Origin of the sequence: Thalassotalea litorea (assembly GCF_043642205.1) — a bacterium.
Classification (GTDB): Bacteria; Pseudomonadota; Gammaproteobacteria; order Enterobacterales; family Alteromonadaceae; genus Thalassotalea_A; species Thalassotalea_A litorea.
The window spans coordinates 1-15,883 of the sequence record NZ_JBHZSG010000028.1 but is presented as its reverse complement, the minus strand read 5'-3'; the positions used below and the strand labels follow the sequence as shown (position 1 = coordinate 15,883).

At 43.6% G+C, this 15,883-nt stretch carries 13 protein-coding genes; 10 read left to right on the top strand and 3 right to left on the bottom strand.

Features of this window, described 5'->3' with window-relative positions; all coding sequences use genetic code 11:
* Positions 1-126: 126 nt before the first annotated feature.
* The gene (locus tag ACHUFQ_RS12070) at positions 127-1,002 is read left to right on the top strand and encodes a histone deacetylase family protein (RefSeq protein ID WP_394175890.1); all 876 of its coding nucleotides are present in this window, start codon (positions 127-129) and stop codon (positions 1,000-1,002) included.
* A gap of 361 nt (positions 1,003-1,363) precedes the next feature.
* On the opposite strand, the gene ACHUFQ_RS12065 is transcribed toward ACHUFQ_RS12070, so the two are convergent.
* The gene (locus ACHUFQ_RS12065) at positions 1,364-3,547 is read right to left on the bottom strand and encodes a S8 family serine peptidase (RefSeq protein WP_394175888.1); all 2,184 of its coding nucleotides are present in this window, start codon (positions 3,545-3,547) and stop codon (positions 1,364-1,366) included.
* A 571-nt stretch (positions 3,548-4,118) separates the two neighbouring features.
* Here ACHUFQ_RS12065 and ACHUFQ_RS12060 point away from each other — a divergent pair.
* The 5 genes from ACHUFQ_RS12060 to ACHUFQ_RS12040 all read left to right on the top strand — a co-directional run bounded on the left by ACHUFQ_RS12060 (position 4,119) and on the right by ACHUFQ_RS12040 (position 9,636).
* Positions 4,119-7,484, top strand: a complete 3,366-nt coding sequence (locus tag ACHUFQ_RS12060) for a S41 family peptidase (protein ID WP_394175886.1) — start codon at positions 4,119-4,121, stop codon at positions 7,482-7,484.
* Positions 7,485-7,691: 207 nt separating this feature from the next.
* The gene (locus tag ACHUFQ_RS12055) at positions 7,692-8,291 is read left to right on the top strand and encodes a protein-disulfide isomerase (protein WP_394175884.1); all 600 of its coding nucleotides are present in this window, start codon (positions 7,692-7,694) and stop codon (positions 8,289-8,291) included.
* Positions 8,292-8,510: 219 nt separating this feature from the next.
* Positions 8,511-9,107: a CIA30 family protein gene (locus tag ACHUFQ_RS12050; RefSeq protein WP_394175882.1), complete on the top strand. Its 597-nt coding sequence runs from the start codon at positions 8,511-8,513 to the stop codon at positions 9,105-9,107.
* A complete protein-coding gene (locus tag ACHUFQ_RS12045; protein ID WP_394175881.1) occupies positions 9,091-9,309 on the top strand; it encodes a TIGR02450 family Trp-rich protein in 219 nt (72 codons plus the stop codon). Before ACHUFQ_RS12050 ends, ACHUFQ_RS12045 begins: the two co-directional genes overlap by 17 nt.
* A gap of 99 nt (positions 9,310-9,408) precedes the next feature.
* Positions 9,409-9,636 carry a glutaredoxin family protein gene (locus ACHUFQ_RS12040; RefSeq protein WP_394175879.1) on the top strand — a complete coding sequence of 76 codons (228 nt, stop codon included), beginning with the start codon at positions 9,409-9,411 and terminating at the stop codon, positions 9,634-9,636.
* A gap of 56 nt (positions 9,637-9,692) precedes the next feature.
* Here the strand turns inward: ACHUFQ_RS12040 and ACHUFQ_RS12035 are convergent, their stop codons facing one another.
* On the bottom strand, positions 9,693-10,340 hold the full coding sequence (locus tag ACHUFQ_RS12035; protein WP_394175877.1) for a hypothetical protein: 648 nt from the start codon (positions 10,338-10,340) through the stop codon (positions 9,693-9,695).
* Positions 10,341-10,884: 544 nt separating this feature from the next.
* Between ACHUFQ_RS12035 and ACHUFQ_RS12030 the strand changes: the two genes are divergently transcribed.
* The 3 genes from ACHUFQ_RS12030 to rsgA all read left to right on the top strand — a co-directional run bounded on the left by ACHUFQ_RS12030 (position 10,885) and on the right by rsgA (position 13,522).
* The gene (locus ACHUFQ_RS12030) at positions 10,885-11,313 is read left to right on the top strand and encodes an ion channel (protein WP_394175875.1); all 429 of its coding nucleotides are present in this window, start codon (positions 10,885-10,887) and stop codon (positions 11,311-11,313) included.
* 132 nt (positions 11,314-11,445) lie between these two features.
* Positions 11,446-12,447, top strand: coding sequence for an ERAP1-like C-terminal domain-containing protein (locus ACHUFQ_RS12025; RefSeq protein ID WP_394175874.1), 1,002 nt, complete (start codon positions 11,446-11,448; stop codon positions 12,445-12,447).
* A 28-nt stretch (positions 12,448-12,475) separates the two neighbouring features.
* Complete coding sequence (rsgA, locus tag ACHUFQ_RS12020; protein WP_394175872.1) at positions 12,476-13,522, top strand: ribosome small subunit-dependent GTPase A; 1,047 nt, start codon at positions 12,476-12,478, stop codon at positions 13,520-13,522.
* Between the two features lie 188 nt (positions 13,523-13,710).
* Here the strand turns inward: rsgA and ACHUFQ_RS12015 are convergent, their stop codons facing one another.
* The gene (locus tag ACHUFQ_RS12015; RefSeq protein ID WP_394175870.1) at positions 13,711-14,169 is read right to left on the bottom strand and encodes a methylglyoxal synthase; all 459 of its coding nucleotides are present in this window, start codon (positions 14,167-14,169) and stop codon (positions 13,711-13,713) included.
* Between the two features lie 187 nt (positions 14,170-14,356).
* Between ACHUFQ_RS12015 and rmuC the strand changes: the two genes are divergently transcribed.
* Positions 14,357-15,748, top strand: a complete 1,392-nt coding sequence (gene rmuC / locus ACHUFQ_RS12010) for a DNA recombination protein RmuC (protein WP_394175868.1) — start codon at positions 14,357-14,359, stop codon at positions 15,746-15,748.
* Positions 15,749-15,883 lie beyond the last annotated feature (135 nt).

Below are 15,883 nucleotides of genomic sequence, written 5' to 3'. Positions count from 1 at the left end.
AACCCGGGGCTTTTTAGGTTAGGACTTTGATTAAAACTCTGGTTTGGGTTTGTACGATACCCATTTGGTATAGAATAAAGCTACGTAATAGAATAAAGCTACGTAATTTACTGACAGCGCCGCTGAATGAAGTCATTTAATATCCCCCTGGTGTTTCACCCGATTTATAGTCAGCTCGACCTGCCTGAGCGGCATCGCTTTCCCATTGATAAATATCGAACTATTTATGAGCGCTTGATAACCGAGGGCGTATCTAAAGAGAGCTTTCACACTCCTGAGGAGTTACCACACACGAAAGCGTCGCCGTTAATTGATAAGGACTACGTCCAGGCTCTAGTTTCCAATCAACTGGATCACAAAGCCATGCGCCGTATTGGCTTCCCCTGGTCCGAACAATTGGTAAAACGCACTTTTACCGCAGTTGGCGGTACGCTACTGACCGCACAACTTGCCTATCAACATGGCATTGCGATTAATCTTACCGGTGGCTACCATCATGCATTCGCCGACTTTGGCTCTGGCTTTTGTATGATCAATGATTTGTATCTGGCGGCAGACCAAATGCTGAAATATGAAGATATACATCGTGTTTTAATTTTTGATTGTGATGTCCACCAAGGTGATGGTACTGCAGCGCTGGCACAGGGTAGGGATGACATCATTACTGTGTCGTTGCACTGTGAAAAAAACTTCCCTTATCGTAAACAACATTCCGATATGGACTTTGCTCTGGATAAGCACCTAAACGATGAGGAATACCTACAGACCGTTGAACAGGCGTTACAGCTGGCGCTAAATTGCTACGATATTGATGCAGTGATTTATGATGCGGGTGTTGATATTCATGAAGATGATGATCTGGGTCATCTGAACATAACAACCAAAGGCATATATCAAAGAGACCGGTTGGTTTTTGCGCAATGTCTGCAACGCGGCTTACCGGTGGCTGCAGTGATTGGTGGTGGTTATACCAATCCCATTAAATTATTGCTCACTCAGTGAGAATTTAAAGTCTTTTAGACAAGGCTTTGATTGCAGAGAATGGTTATTCCATTGTCAAAATCAGTAACGCAGGATAAATGCCTTTAAAACTCACCCGTAGGGAGTTAGTGAGAGGCCCATTTACTGCCCTATATTTCATTAATATAGAATGACTATATCAACGAAATCTATGTTGTAACTGAACCTCTGCCCTAACTCTGAGTTGTGCACAAACTTAATGGAATTGGTATTATCAGCGTGATATGCAAGCTTTAGCGGATGTGCATATGCAGCTATTTAAAGCGGCCTTTGATGTTGTAATCGGAAAATAATTCGGTTGAAAATTGCTAAAAGCCCTGAGCTCACGCTCAGGGCTTTGCCGTTATTGGATGTTGACCTCAATTAACGTCGCTGTCGAATTACCGGCTTTGTCGAAAGCCACGGCTTCCAGGGTTTTCTCGCCACTTCTCAGATTACTTACATTAATCTTATGGGTAAAAGGTGCTTCGGTCATTAGTTTTGATGCACGCCCGCGGAAATAGAGCTGCACATAATCCAATTCCTGATCGTCGGACGCATCAATCTCGATATCCAGGGTACCGCTTACCGTTTGATTGGCTACAGGGGTAACAAATGTTACCTGAGGAGCGACAGTATCAACACCGGGATCCGTTGGCTCAGGTACTTCTGGATCTGGCGTTGGCTCTGGATCCGGGTCAGGTTCTGGCGTTATCGGGTTTAACGAGTTATTGACGCGAATATAGTAGTTGTTGGTTTTGGTTTTGTTACCCGCTTTATCATAAGCCACAGCTTTTAGCGGCCTGTCGCCATCGTTCAGGTTACCGACATTAATAGTTAGCTCGTAAGGGCCTGTTTTAAAGGTTTTAACCAAAGAATTGCGGAAATAGATCTCAACATAATCGATGGCAACATCATCAAATGCATCAAACGTAATATCAACTTCACCGGCAACTTCTTTATATTCAGTCGGCGTAACAAAATAAACGGTTGGTGACGTTGTATCATTGCTGACATCTGGCGTTGGATCAGGCGCAGGTTGTGGATCACTTACCAGATTGACAGTAATTTCTTCTGATTCACCAACATTGCCCGCCGCATCAATGGCACGGGCATATAAAGTTTTGGCACCTTCTGCCAGGTTGCTGGCATCGATATTAAATTCATAAGGAGCATTTTGGTCGGTAGCGAACAGATTACCTCTGAAGTAAAGCTCGACCGAGGTAACGCCAATATTATCAGCAGCATCGATACTGACATTAATTGAGTCTGATACATCTTGATTATGCACTGGCGAGGTAATCGCTACCGATGGAGCGCTACTATCCTGATCGGGCTCGGGTACGTAAACCCCTTGATAGACGGCGGCATACGCGTCTACCCGGCCATGACCAAACTTAGCACTGTACTCACCGCTAAACATGCTGGTATCGGCGTTAGCTTCTAGTAAGCTTTCGAGTTCCGAATTGCTGAGCTTGGGATTTTTTTGCTTAAGTAATGCCAGAACCGCAGCGGTAGCCGGAGATGCGAAAGACGTTCCACTTACGCTACCATATCCACCATTTTTAGTCGTGGTCTGAATGCCGCTGCCCGGTGCAGAAACGTCGATGCAATTACCAAAGTTTGACCAGCTGGCCAGTGCATCTTTAGACGTTGTTGCTGAAACCGTGATGATGTATTGATTGTCTGAACAATTTTGGTCACTGCCGTTGTTACCTGCGGCAGCTACTACCAAACCGCCTTTTTCATAAAAGTATTTTGCGGCGTTTGTTATGGTACTGCTTTGCGTTACCCGGTAACTGATATTGGCAATATCGGCACCATTATCGGCGGCATAGACCAGCGCATCGGCGATATCGAGAAAAGACGCGACACCATCACTTCTTTCGGAAACTTTAATCGGCAATATTTTGCTGTCCCAGGCGATGGATGTCACTCCAATATTGTTGTTGGATGTTGCAGCAATGACTCCGGAAACTTTGGTACCATGACCGTGAATATCGGTAAGATCGCTGTTATTGCTTACCGCGTTATACCCCGGCAGCAAATTTTCGACAAGGTCCGGGTGGGTTTCATCGACACCCGTATCAAGTACCGCAACCACAACACCTTGTCCTGTCACAGAATCCCATACCTGATCTACATTCATTTTTGACAGGTGCCAGGCATTTGAAAATTTGGGGTCGTTTGGTGTTGCGGCCAAATCAACAAGTTCGTTGACCTCAGCGCTTTCGATAAATGGATGATTCCTTAACGTTTTCAACTTTTGTGATAATTTATCTTGGTTTACCTTGACGATTCTGGCATTAAAGCGCTCAATCAGCCGTTGATATTTTTGTTCATGTTTAAGGTCAAACTCTGTATCAATATGTTTGAGCTGATTTAGCAATGACGTTGGCGCAACACCGGCTTTAGGGGTAATGATGATTTGTTGTTCTGCTTCGGTATTTGCATAAGCACTGACAGATAACCCCACTGCCAATAAACTGCTTGCTAATGGTACCAAGTTCGTCGATACCTTGTTATTTTTGTGACGCTTTAAACCCATGAAAATTTACCTCTGATGCCGTGAATTCAGGCAAGCATTGAAAATATAAATTTGTTAGCTCTATACAAGAGAAAGGGTGCCGTTGATGGCCAATGCAGGATAACGTCGGAAAACGGTCAAGCGATGTTACGTCAGTAACCTAAAGGCTGATGTTGAGCATCGTTGACGGGGTAAACCGGTTTAACGAGTTATTCTTATTGTTCGTTCTCTGGTGGTATAAGCACGTGTTTGATAAGCAATGTAAGTATCATGGGGGATCAGATCAACGGTATAATTGCTCATTTTACAAACTACTAACATTTAAATTGTCAAAGTTTGTACGCTGATTGAGCAATGATATTGTTTTCATAGAGTTAGACGAAAAATTGTTCAAAATTTACATGTTAATTTCTGGTTAACAAGGTTTACCAAGATTCATGGAAAATTCGATTACGATTGTATTTACGATTAAACACCTAAAATCTATATGTTTTATTGCTATTAATCGCTCCCGTTTGGCCGCAAAACTTGTGCTTTAAACTAGTATTGAATCTATATCCATCTGATTTATAAAAATAATGGACGAGGCTTCATGATTCGATCTTACTTTGTTTGTGTTTTCGTTTTTGTCATTTTTTCTATCGTAACTCATAGCAAGGCTTACGCGGGGACAGACCGACAACGCGAAAATCCCTTGTTATTGCGACAGGTCGATATTCACCAAGATACTTTGGTGTTTACCTACGGTCAGGATATCTGGCAGGCAAGCTTGTCAAATCTGAAGGCATTTCGTTTAACCTCATTTCAGGATCAGGCACAAAGTCCGAAAATTTCACCCGATGGCAAGTGGATAGCATTTAGCGCACAGTTAAATGGTAATTTTGATGTGTTTTTGATGCCGGTAGGCGGTGGCAACATTACTCAGCTTACCTGGCATCCCGGCAACGATTTAGTTCGGGGCTGGAACCCGGATTCTTCGCATGTTGTCTTTGCATCTAGTCGAGAAACCGCACCAATTAGCTTACCCAAATTTTTCACTATCCCGGTCAAAGGCGGCACACCTGTATCATTACCGATGCCAAGGGCTGAGCACGGAAGCTATAACCTGAACGGCGACAAATTTGTCTATCAAAAAATCACCCCATGGGATGATGGCTGGCGTAAATATCGAGGTGGACAGAATCAGCCACTTCGCGTTGTTGACCTGAATACTCTGGAAGAGACCATGCTCCCATGGCAGCAGGAAAAACAAGCTCAGCCGGTATGGGTAAACCCATTTATTTACTTTTTGTCCGATCGGGACGGGGTGATGAATGTTTACCGCATGCCCAGCAATGCCCGTGACGACAACCAAGCAGAACAACTTACTCACCATAAAGATTATGACGTAAAGTCATTCTCTGTGTGGAAAGACACCTTAGTGTGGGAGCAACACGGTCGGTTGTATCAAAATCATTTTTCGAAAGCCAATCACACAAAAGCTACTCAAGCAAAAGGTGATCCAAAAATAAGCAAAGCGTCAGCAATAACGAAACAGGCAATAGTTTCAGATAGCCTGCTGAACATTCAATTGTTCGGTGACTTCCCCTGGACACGTCAGCATTGGGTTAAGGCAAACAAACATATCGAATCGGCTGCAATATCCGCTAGTGGCAAGCGGGCTTTGTTTGTTGCTCGGGGCGAAGTGTTTAGTGTGCCGGTTGAACAAGGTGAAGAGCGTAATCTAAGTCAGAGTTGGCAGCGTGAGGTGGATGCTCAATGGTCACCTGATGGTAAGCATATTGCCTGGTTTTCCGATAAGTCAGGTGAATATCAATTAGTCATTACTGACCAGTTCGGTCACAAGCCAAAAAGCTACCCGTTACAAAGTGAAGGTTTTTACAAAAATTTACGATGGTCGCCAAATAGTAAAAAGCTGTCATTTACCGATCAAAAGCAACGGATCTGGATAATTTCTACAGATACAGGGGAACTTAAACACATTGATCAAGACACTCAGGTTATCCCCTATGGAATGATCGCTCCGAGTTGGTCACCGGACAGTCATTATCTGGCTTATCGTAAAGCAGGTCGAAATTTTTTGATGGATATCTTTATTTACGATTTTACTGCTAATAAGTCTTATCAAGTTACCGACTCTATGGCCGATAACCGCAGCTATGCCTGGGATAGAAAAGGCAAGTACTTGTTTATTACCGCAAGCGTTGATTTTGCCAGCAAAGCGCCTTGGCTGGATTTAAGCACTACCGGGAAAGCCAAGGAAAACTATCAGGTTTATGCGACTTTGCTGCAAAAGGATGGCGAAAGTCCGTTGCCATTTAAGCGGGATCAGGAGCCAGATAAAGCGAATCATCAGGATACAAGTAGCGATGATGATAAACCCAACGATGAAAAACCCTCGAGTGACAAAAAAACAATCAGTATCGATTTCGCTGGCATCCAAAATCGTCAGATTGCGGTACCGGTAGGGAAAGGACACTTTAGCGAGCTGGCCAGTTCCGAGTCTGGATTATTGATGATCAAAGCCATCAATGATGATGAAAAAAACCTGTATTTATTCGATTTTGATGAGCAAAAATCTCGATTGCTATTAAAAGGCGTAAAGGAATATGCGTTAGCGGCTAATGGTGAAGCATTATTGGCACAACAGGGCAGTTTATGGAAGCTTTCACAAGACGTTGATGGCATCAAAGACGCACCAGGATTAAGTCTTTCTCTGGATATGTATTTACAGCCTAAACGAGAATGGCAACAAAAGTTTCGCGAAGCCTGGCGCTATCAGCGGGACTATTTTTATGTGAATAATCTTCATGGTGCCAATTGGCAAAAGATTTGGCGGGACTATTCACCGCTACTTGCCGGTGTTAATCATCTGGCCGATCTTAACTATCTGCTCGATAATCTAGGGGCGGAAACGTCCGTGGGTCACTCCTTTAATGGCGGTGGGGATTTCCCGGATATTCCGCAGAGTCAGGTGGGCTTATTGGGAGCCGATATCACCGTAAAAAACAATACATTCACATTCGCGCGCATATTCACGGGTGAGCAATGGAATGCTGCCATTAATCAATATGCGCCACTATCGCGTTATCGTAATCAGATTGCATCCGGTGATGTTATTGTTGCAGTGAACGATCGCAGACTGTCCGTTGAAAATAATTTTTATGAATATTTCAATGGCACCTTAAATAGGCAGACAAAAATTACCATAAGATCAGCCAAAACCGGTAAAACCAAAGACTTTTGGATCAAGCCTATTGAGAACGAATCCAGCTTGCGACAGATGGCCTGGATCGAAGACAATCGGCGGTATGTGTCGATGGCATCTGACAATCAACTGGCTTATGTCTGGGTGCCAGATACCGGGGCTAAGGGGTATGCGTTTTTCAATCGTTACTTTTTTGCTCAGGCCGACCGTAAAGGCGTGATTATTGATGAGCGCTACAATGGCGGTGGGTTTATTGCCGATTATATGATTGATGTGTTAAGCCGCAAGTTAAGTGGTTATTTTAATAATGTGTTACGCCCTGACCAGCCATTGACCAGCCCAGGAGCAATCATTGCTGGGCCCAAGGTTTTAATGATCAATGAGATGGCTGGTTCCGGCGGCGACATGTTTCCGTATTTATTTCGTTTTCATAAACTCGGTACGATTGTTGGCACCCGCACCTGGGGCGGTCTGGTGGGTATTTGGGGCGTTCCTTCGTTCGTCGATGGTGGCTTTATGACAACGCCGCGCAGTGGATTTTATGATCTACAAGGGCGCTGGGCGGTTGAAAATGAGGGGGTTTCGCCGGATATCGAAGTGCATGAAAATTTACTGATGAGTGTTAAAGGTAAAGATGCGCAATTACAAAAAGCGGTGAAAATAGCGTTGCAACAGCTACAAGATTATCAGGACAATCGCAGTCAACAGGCACCTCAAGATCCGGTGCGGGCGGTACCCTTGCAAGACTAGCCCAAAATTGGCGGCGCTTATACATGTTTAGTTAAATATCGATGATGTGTAATTTCTTATCTGATCTATGAAAGCGCACACTTTCCAGGGCCCTGTATGGTCTGAATTTTCTCAGGATTGACAACAACATCACCGTCTATTTAGCTTAGCTCTGGCATTAAGCTGCTAAACTCATTACACTTCCTTTTTTTTCTATTAGAGCCGCATATGAACAGCGAATTGTTTTTTATCTACGACTCCCATTGTCCATGGAGTTATGCCGCCACCCCTTTGGTTCGGGCATTGGTTAACGCCCATCCTGAAATGCAATTGCATCTGTTGAACGTTGCTTATTACGATGGCAGTGACGGTGTAAAAAAGGCGCTGGCCCAGTCGGTCGCGAATCAAAGCACGGCGACATTTTCCGAGGGTTACTTGCAAGGTTGTGAACAACCACAGGATGCGACATCCGTTGTTAATCTGATGGCATGGTTAACCGGTAAACAGCCGGAAATCGCCTTAGATGTATTAGAAGAGATCCAGAAGCTGCATTTTCAGCAAGGGTTGAAGATGGTGGAGCCGGAAGATTTCGATGCTTTGGCCAAGCATTTTAATCTATCCATGCCAGGCAAAGTTTTTAAAGACAAATTATCAAAAGACGCAGAGCATCAGTTGGCTGATGTAGCTGAGCTTCAGGAAATAATCCAAACTACCGCTTTTCCGGCACTGCTTGTCGCTCAGGACGAGCGTATTGTCTTGCTTAATCATAACCTGTACTTAACCCATCCCGATAAAATTGTCGAAGGGGTGGAAATGGAGCTTTGTTAGTTCGCAAGATATTGCTGCATATTCTATTCTAAGGAGAGGTTAACACTGCTGGCAGAGAGATTGTTGCTGGGCTGGCAACGGATGTGACCGTTGCCTATCGCAAACGTCGAGCCTTTTTAAAATGTTAGGGTGCACTGCCGGCCTGATCTAAATTCCAGACAAATTCGTAGTGATCTGACACGATTTATCAGTCGAATGTTGTCATGCTCTGGATGCATTATGAAAGCCTTGAAGACGTTGGCATGCTTAACATTGACCTGGGGGCTGTTCTCCGGGAAAAGTGCGTGGTCGAATGAAATGAACATTGTCGATTTTTCTGACCGCGGTGAATTGCAGCAGTGGTTGGTGGTTAACGATACCGTTATGGGAGGAGTTTCCCAGGGGCAGCTCTTGGTGGAAGACGAGAATGGTATTTTTTTCGGCGAACTTTCACTGGAAAACAATGGCGGTTTTGCCTCGATACGGCGATTACTCCCATCGAGTGTCGATGCTCAGGCCGAGCGAATTTCGGTGCGGATCAAAGGCGATGGCGCTCGTTATCAGTTTCGTCTGCGCACCAATCGAGAATTCGATGGCTATGCCTACCAGGTTAGTTTCAATACCATTGAAAATCAGTGGATTACCTTATTCTTCGAACCCAAAGATTTCATTGCCACGTATCGAGGCATGGTGCTTGAGAATGTACCCCCTTTAGATTTTGCTGATGTTGAACAAATTGGCTTTTTAATTTCCGAAAAACAGCATGGCCCGTTTTCTCTCCATATTCATACCGTTAAATTTTTGACGGAGCCCACATCCAGTGACCAATCAAATTAACCCGAAAAAATTGCTCAATAGTAAGTGGACCAGGTGTGTGGTTGAAAACCGTCAAAAGCACTTTATTGTCGTGGCAGTGGAGTATGATGAGGAAAACCGAGTGCAGGACTGCCAAATTCAGGCGGTATTGAATGGTTGTCCGTATTCAATAGACTGGCGTGAGCTCAAAGACAGCAATCTATGGCGGTTGGGGTGGAAATGATATGTGAACTTTGAGTTCCTGTGCTGAACGAACTCAGCTTTTTCTGCGACAATGAATAGAGATACCGACCGAAGAATTTATATAAGAGATTAATACTTAATGAAAAAAGTTGTACTTTATACTCGCAATCGCTGCCCACATTGTGAGACAGCGAAATCGTATCTGCAGCAGAAAAATATTCCTTATCGGCTTTGCAATGTATCAACCCCAGCGGGTCAAAAAGAGTTTAGTCGAACGGGTTTTCGTGGAGTTCCAGTATTAAAAATTGGCGATCGTTTTTTGAATGGGTTTTCAGTTAAAGGCTTTGAAGCGATGATGAAGGAATAGTTGGATCGTAGAGATGGATGGTTAAATCGATTGAATTGGTGACAGGGCAGAGCGGCCTATAGCGGCTGCATATTCATGGCCATGATGACATTGTTCATATCGAATTCGATCATTAAATGGTACATCGGACTTTGTAAATCTATTTCATTTTGGATGATTAAGTTGGATTCTTCTTCACTAATTACCTGCAATGTCTCACTATGCTGGGAAAAATAATACTCTAGCACCTTTCCTTGTTGTAGCTGCCTGGCAGGTCGGCCTAGTGTGTTTAGCACTTGTGCCCGCTCCGTCACCCCAATTTCCAAATCTGGGATGTAGGGGAGGTTGGCATTGGGAATGTAGCTATCACTGCCAGCATTACTGGCAGTGGTATCATCATCGGCAAACTCTTCTTCATTGGTCGTATCATTGATTGTGCTGCTGACCGCACTACCCACAACACCGTTTACCTCATCGTTAACGTGAGTGTCAGTATCACTCACGGGCATTGAGGTGGGTGTTGAGGTATTGCCGAGGGCAGGACGCCGTTGCATCGGCTCATTAAGGCCCTGAGGGCTTAGGGCTTCATCAGCGGTGTTTTCCATGATTGGGAGAACGAAATTTTCTTGATCTAAAAAGTCAGATTGAGGAATAACGAAATATAATCCGATAAACGTCAGCCAGATAACCAGCCACAGTTTAATCGTCATATTTTGATGGAACATACAATATACTCCACCCGTTAAGTTAATCTCTATTAAAACGTCATAGATACTGCATAGCTTATTGGGATTAACAGGTTATTAAGGAAGTTTAGTTGTTAATATTATGTTTGCCACTTCGCGAACATTTGTAATACTCAGAAAACAACCGGGTTAAATTGAGTTAAGTCAAGGCTGGTAAATTTTGCAACCGGGATTGTAAAAAATACTAACATTTTGTAAAGATAAGCATTATACCAATCCCATTAAATTTGTGCACAACTCAGAGTTAGGGCCGAGGTTCATTTACAACATAGATTTTATTGATATAGTCATTCTATATTAATGAAATATAGGGCAGTAAATGGGCCTCTCACTAACTCCCTGCGGGTGAGTTTTAAAGGCGTTTATTCTGCGTTACTGATTTTGACCGATTTTGAGACAATGGAATAACCATTCTCTGCAATCAAAGCCTTGTCTAAAAGCCTTTAATTTCTCACTGAGTGAGCAATAATTTAATGGGATTGGTATTATTGGTGCTTGGGATTTTCTATAAGGACATTAGTTAATGATCGCATTAACCTTGATAAATACTTTGGTCGTCGCCACGGTTGTACTGATTCATTACGAATCACTGTGGTACCTGTCTAAATTATTACCACGACTTAATATCCCAGCAAAGTACATAATCTTATTTGGTGTGGTTGGCTCGTTAATTGCCCATACGATTGAGATTTGGATTTTTGGCCTGGTATTTTACTGGATGCACCATGAACCGGGATTTGGTGAATTTAAGGGCGAATTTTCCGGCACCCTGCTAGATTGTGTGTACTTTGGGTTTACGACCTATTCAACCCTGGGCTTTGGTGATATTACGCCAACCGGAGATATTCGTTTTCTAACCGGGATTGTTTCGCTAACCGGACTAGTGTTGATTACCTGGACCGCGTCATTTTTGTTTTTAGAGATGCAGCGCTATTGGAGGCGCAACATATAAAGCGCTGTGCGCAAAAATTTAAGAACAAACTACACTAGATCAGACGGACTTAAATGGAAATTTGGTTTGCTCTGGTCGAAAACTTTTCAAAACTTCAGTCAATTTATAAACGTGAGTTACCTGCTTAAACGAATGTTAAGGGGCGCGCTTGCGGCCTGTTGCCTGTGTGTTAGTGCTATGCCTTTGGCTAAGGCCTTACCTGGTCATAACGATCTGCTTTCGCAAAAACCGCAGCAACAGATCCATGCCATTATCGACAGTCGCAAAGCGCTAGATACTGGCGCGAAAACCATTAATGACCATTTAAAGATACTGGAAACTTTAGCCTCGACTAAACATCCCGCCACCGCTTTGATCATCATCGACGAAATCATCAGTGTGGGTTATGTATATCTGGATGAACGCAATCTCAACGCCTATGCCTATTTTGTAAATGCGTTGCTCGAACCCTGGTTGCAAAAAGTTGGGTTTAAGGAGTCGCCGGGCCAATCCTATGAAATCGTTTACTTACGGGCTCGGATGTTGCGGGCACTCGCCCAGTTTGGGCGTAATAAACAGGCCATTACCTATCTGCAAAGCTTGGTTTCGCCCTATTTAAAAGAGAACTCAGGGATCAGTGCAGAACTCGGTACCGAAGCCCTTAGGGTGACGGCAATTTTTGCCAACCGTAGTCAGCAGGATCTGGTGCATCGTTATTTTCAGGTAACTAAGTCCACCAAAAATCCAGAATTGCGTAAAAGCGTTGTTCAAGCCATGTATTTTCGAGATCCTACGGCTATTCACTATATTTTTGAAAACACACCACAGGCGAATTTAACCTCGGGCGAACGCATGTACATATTACAGCGTTTGTTTTGGCAGAATAAACAACAGGAAATCCTGTATCAGTGGCTGGAAGATGATTTTGGCAAATGGGTGGCTAACTTACCGTTACTTTACCAAAGTGTGCTGCCCGAAGTGTTTACCCCGTCCTGTCAATGGGGCAATGCTCAGGCTCTGTATGATTTTTTTAGTGAAAAACGTAGTATTTTTCAATCCAGTTTACAAAAGCAACTTCGTGAAACCGCACAATGCCTGCAAGTAAAACAACTACAAAAACCCCTGCTTAACGACTTTCTTGTGTCTTATCATTAAGTACCGGCTTTCTAATAAAGAGAATCTTATGAGTGAACACCCTTTATCATTGGTCGAACTGGGTTGGCGGCCCTTTTTTCAGCAGCAATTAACACTAGACGAATACGAAACCATGAAAATAGCTCGCGTTGTCGAGCATCATCGCAGTCAACTGAAGGTTGCATCCGATGAGGGCAGTTTTACTGTTGCGCTTACCAAGCAGGAGCTAGGCGTATGCGTGGGTGACTGGATATTGTTTGATGACAATTTTCAGCTTTTTCGGGTATTAGAGCGTCAGTCTTTGTTTCAACGTAAAGCCGCTGGATCTAAGGTCGATACTCAATTGATTGCTGCGAACATTGATTTGGCATTAATCGTGTCTTCTTTGAATCAGGATTTTAACTTGAGCCGCATCGAAAGATATCTGGTGATGGCTCGGGAAGCTGAGGTGGCGGTGCTAATTGTGTTAACCAAAGCGGATTTATGTGAAGAGGTAAGCCAGAAACTGCAACAGGTTAAGGATCTTGATAGTCACTTAAACCTGCTCAGCGTGAATGGCCTCGATACTGCTCAGGTTGCGGCAATTTCCGAGTATTATAAACAGGGAGATACCATAGTGCTTATTGGTTCGTCTGGTGTGGGTAAATCTACCTTGGTGAATACCTTGATGGAGGAAGACGTTATGGCAACGGCTTCGATTCGAGAAGATGATAGTAAAGGCAGGCATACCACCACTTATCGCTCATTAAAGGTGTTACCCAGCGGTGCATTAATTCTTGATACGCCTGGTATGCGTGAGTTGCAGTTAGTGGCAGCTGAACAAGGCGTACAGGAAACCTTTCAGGAAATTATTGAATTGGCGAAACAGTGCCGATTCGGTGATTGTAGTCACACCAGTGAGCCAGGTTGTGTTATTCAACAGGCTCTTGATGACGGTAGGCTCGATCAGCGTCGCTATGACAGCTACCAAAAACTTCTCAAAGAGCAAGCCTTTAATAGCGCGTCTTTGGCACAAAAACGCGCAAAAGATAAAGCGTTTGGCAAAGTGATAAATAGCATTCAAAATGAGTCCCGAAGCCGGAAGCGGGGTAAATAAAACTTGTGGAAATTTACGTATGCGTGAATCACTGGCACAGGGTGAGGTAATTTAGCAGGCGGTAAACGTTTTAAACGATGAATGGCGTTTGTGACGGAAACTCGGGGAAATGGGGATCTTCTGCCGGTGGATAACTGCAAGGTTAACGCTCCTGGCATCAAGTAAATGCAGGAACGTTTTCAGGAATTTTATTGGGTACGTTCGCAAAGATAGCGCTCGTAATCGGGAATGTTTTTATCGAATGGTTTATCAAACAGGCTGGACGTAATTAATAGATCTGCGGTAGCGACGTTACAAGCGACCGGAATATTCCACACGGCGGCCAGACGCAGTAGAGCTTTTACGTCGGGGTCATGGGGTTGGGCTTCTAATGGATCCCAGAAAAATATCATTACATCAATTACCTGTTCCGTGATCAGGGCTCCGATTTGTTGATCGCCACCTAGTGGACCACTGATGAGTTTGTTAATTATCATTCCCGTTTTCTGTTCTAATACACTTCCGGTTGTGCCAGTTGCATAGAGCTTGTGGGGCATTAATTTGTCTTTATGCGCGACCACCCAGTCCATTAAGGCCGGTTTCATATTATCGTGCGCGACCAAGGCGATGGTTTTTACGTCTGAGGTGGTGACTTTCTTAAATAACATCCACTTATACCGTTGAGGTTTATTTTGTGTTGAAGTTTTTAACTTAAAGTAATTGTTCAGAAACTACAACCTTCAAGCTAAGCAGACCTGGGGCTGATAAATCCATTAACGTCACATGACTTTTGCATCGCAACGCTTTTAGTGTTTAAATGACTGTAAATATAATCAGTGGTTTTAGGCCCCGACCATGGAACAATTACAGGTTACTCATCTCACGTTATTTTGTCTGATCAGTACAGCGCTAGTGCTGTGTTTATTTATCTGGCAATGGTTGCAGCATCGAAAGACCCTTGCCATTTTGCAGCAACAAATAGAAAACCCTCTGATAGAGCAATTACAGGAATCGTTGCTACCGCAATTAAATGTCTCGATACAACATAGCTTTCAGCAGGGGCTGCATACCCAGCAAAATCAAATTCAAAAGCTGTTATTTCAAATGCAGCAACATCAAAGTAAAGCCAGTAATGAACACCATCTGGCGTTAATGCAAGCGTTACACGACCATAAAGAAAAGTTCAGCGAGCATCAAAATAGCGGCTTTAAACAATTAATCGAACATTTACAGCAATCAACTCAAGCCCATCGCCAGGAATTGCAAACAAGTCTGCAACAAAGCTCGAAAGCGTTGGCCAGCAGCATGAAAGAACTGACAGACTCAACCGATAATCGTTTAAAAGACATTTCTAAAGAAGTCGAAAATCGCTTGTCTGAAGGGTTTGAGAAAACCACGAAAACCTTTAATGATATTCTTAAACGTTTAGCGCTAATCGATGATGCGCAAAAGAAGATCACCGAGCTTTCATCAAATGTGGTTAGCTTGCAGGAAGTGCTTGCGGATAAGCGTTCCCGGGGCGCGTTTGGTGAAGTGCAACTCAATGCATTGATCCGAAATGTACTACCTGAAAAGCATTTCTCTATTCAACACACATTGTCGAATGGAAAAATTGCCGACTGTATGTTGTTTTTACCAAAACCAACAGGCAATGTTGTGATCGACTCTAAATTTCCGTTAGAGTCTTATCAGCGGATGCAGGACTTACAGCTTACCAATGCCGAGCGTAAAGCGGCACAAACTCAATTTCGCCAAGACATCAAAAAACACATCAAAGATATCTCAGAAAAGTATCTTATCAGTAATGAGACTGCCGATGGAGCGGTAATGTTTATTCCGGCAGAAGCCATCTTTGCAGAAATTCATGGTCATTACCCAGATTTGGTGGAAATCGCGCACCGGGCACGGGTATGGTTGGCATCGCCAACGACATTAATGGCGATACTGACGACGGCACGTTCGGTGTTAAAAGATGAGGCAACCCGGCAACAGGTGCATATTATTCAGGAGCATCTGGCAATGCTTGGCGAGGATTTCAATCGATTTACCAGTCGCTTTGATAATTTGGCCCGACATATTGATCAGGCAGCTAGCGATGTTAAGCAAATCCATACCAGTGCGCATAAGATAAGTCGTCGTTTTGCTAAAATTGATCAGGTGGAAATGGTGTCAGAATCGGTCGAGGAAAATGATACGGTGTTGGAGGTAGGAAGCGAATCTAAAAAGCTAGTGAATAACTTCAATTAGAATTGCTAACAGTCAATGGATAATTATTCTGGTTGATTGTCATCCCTGGATAAGAATGCTAATACCAATCACATTAAGTTTGTGCACAACTCAGAGTTAGGGCAGAGGTTCAGTTACAACATAGATTTTATTGAT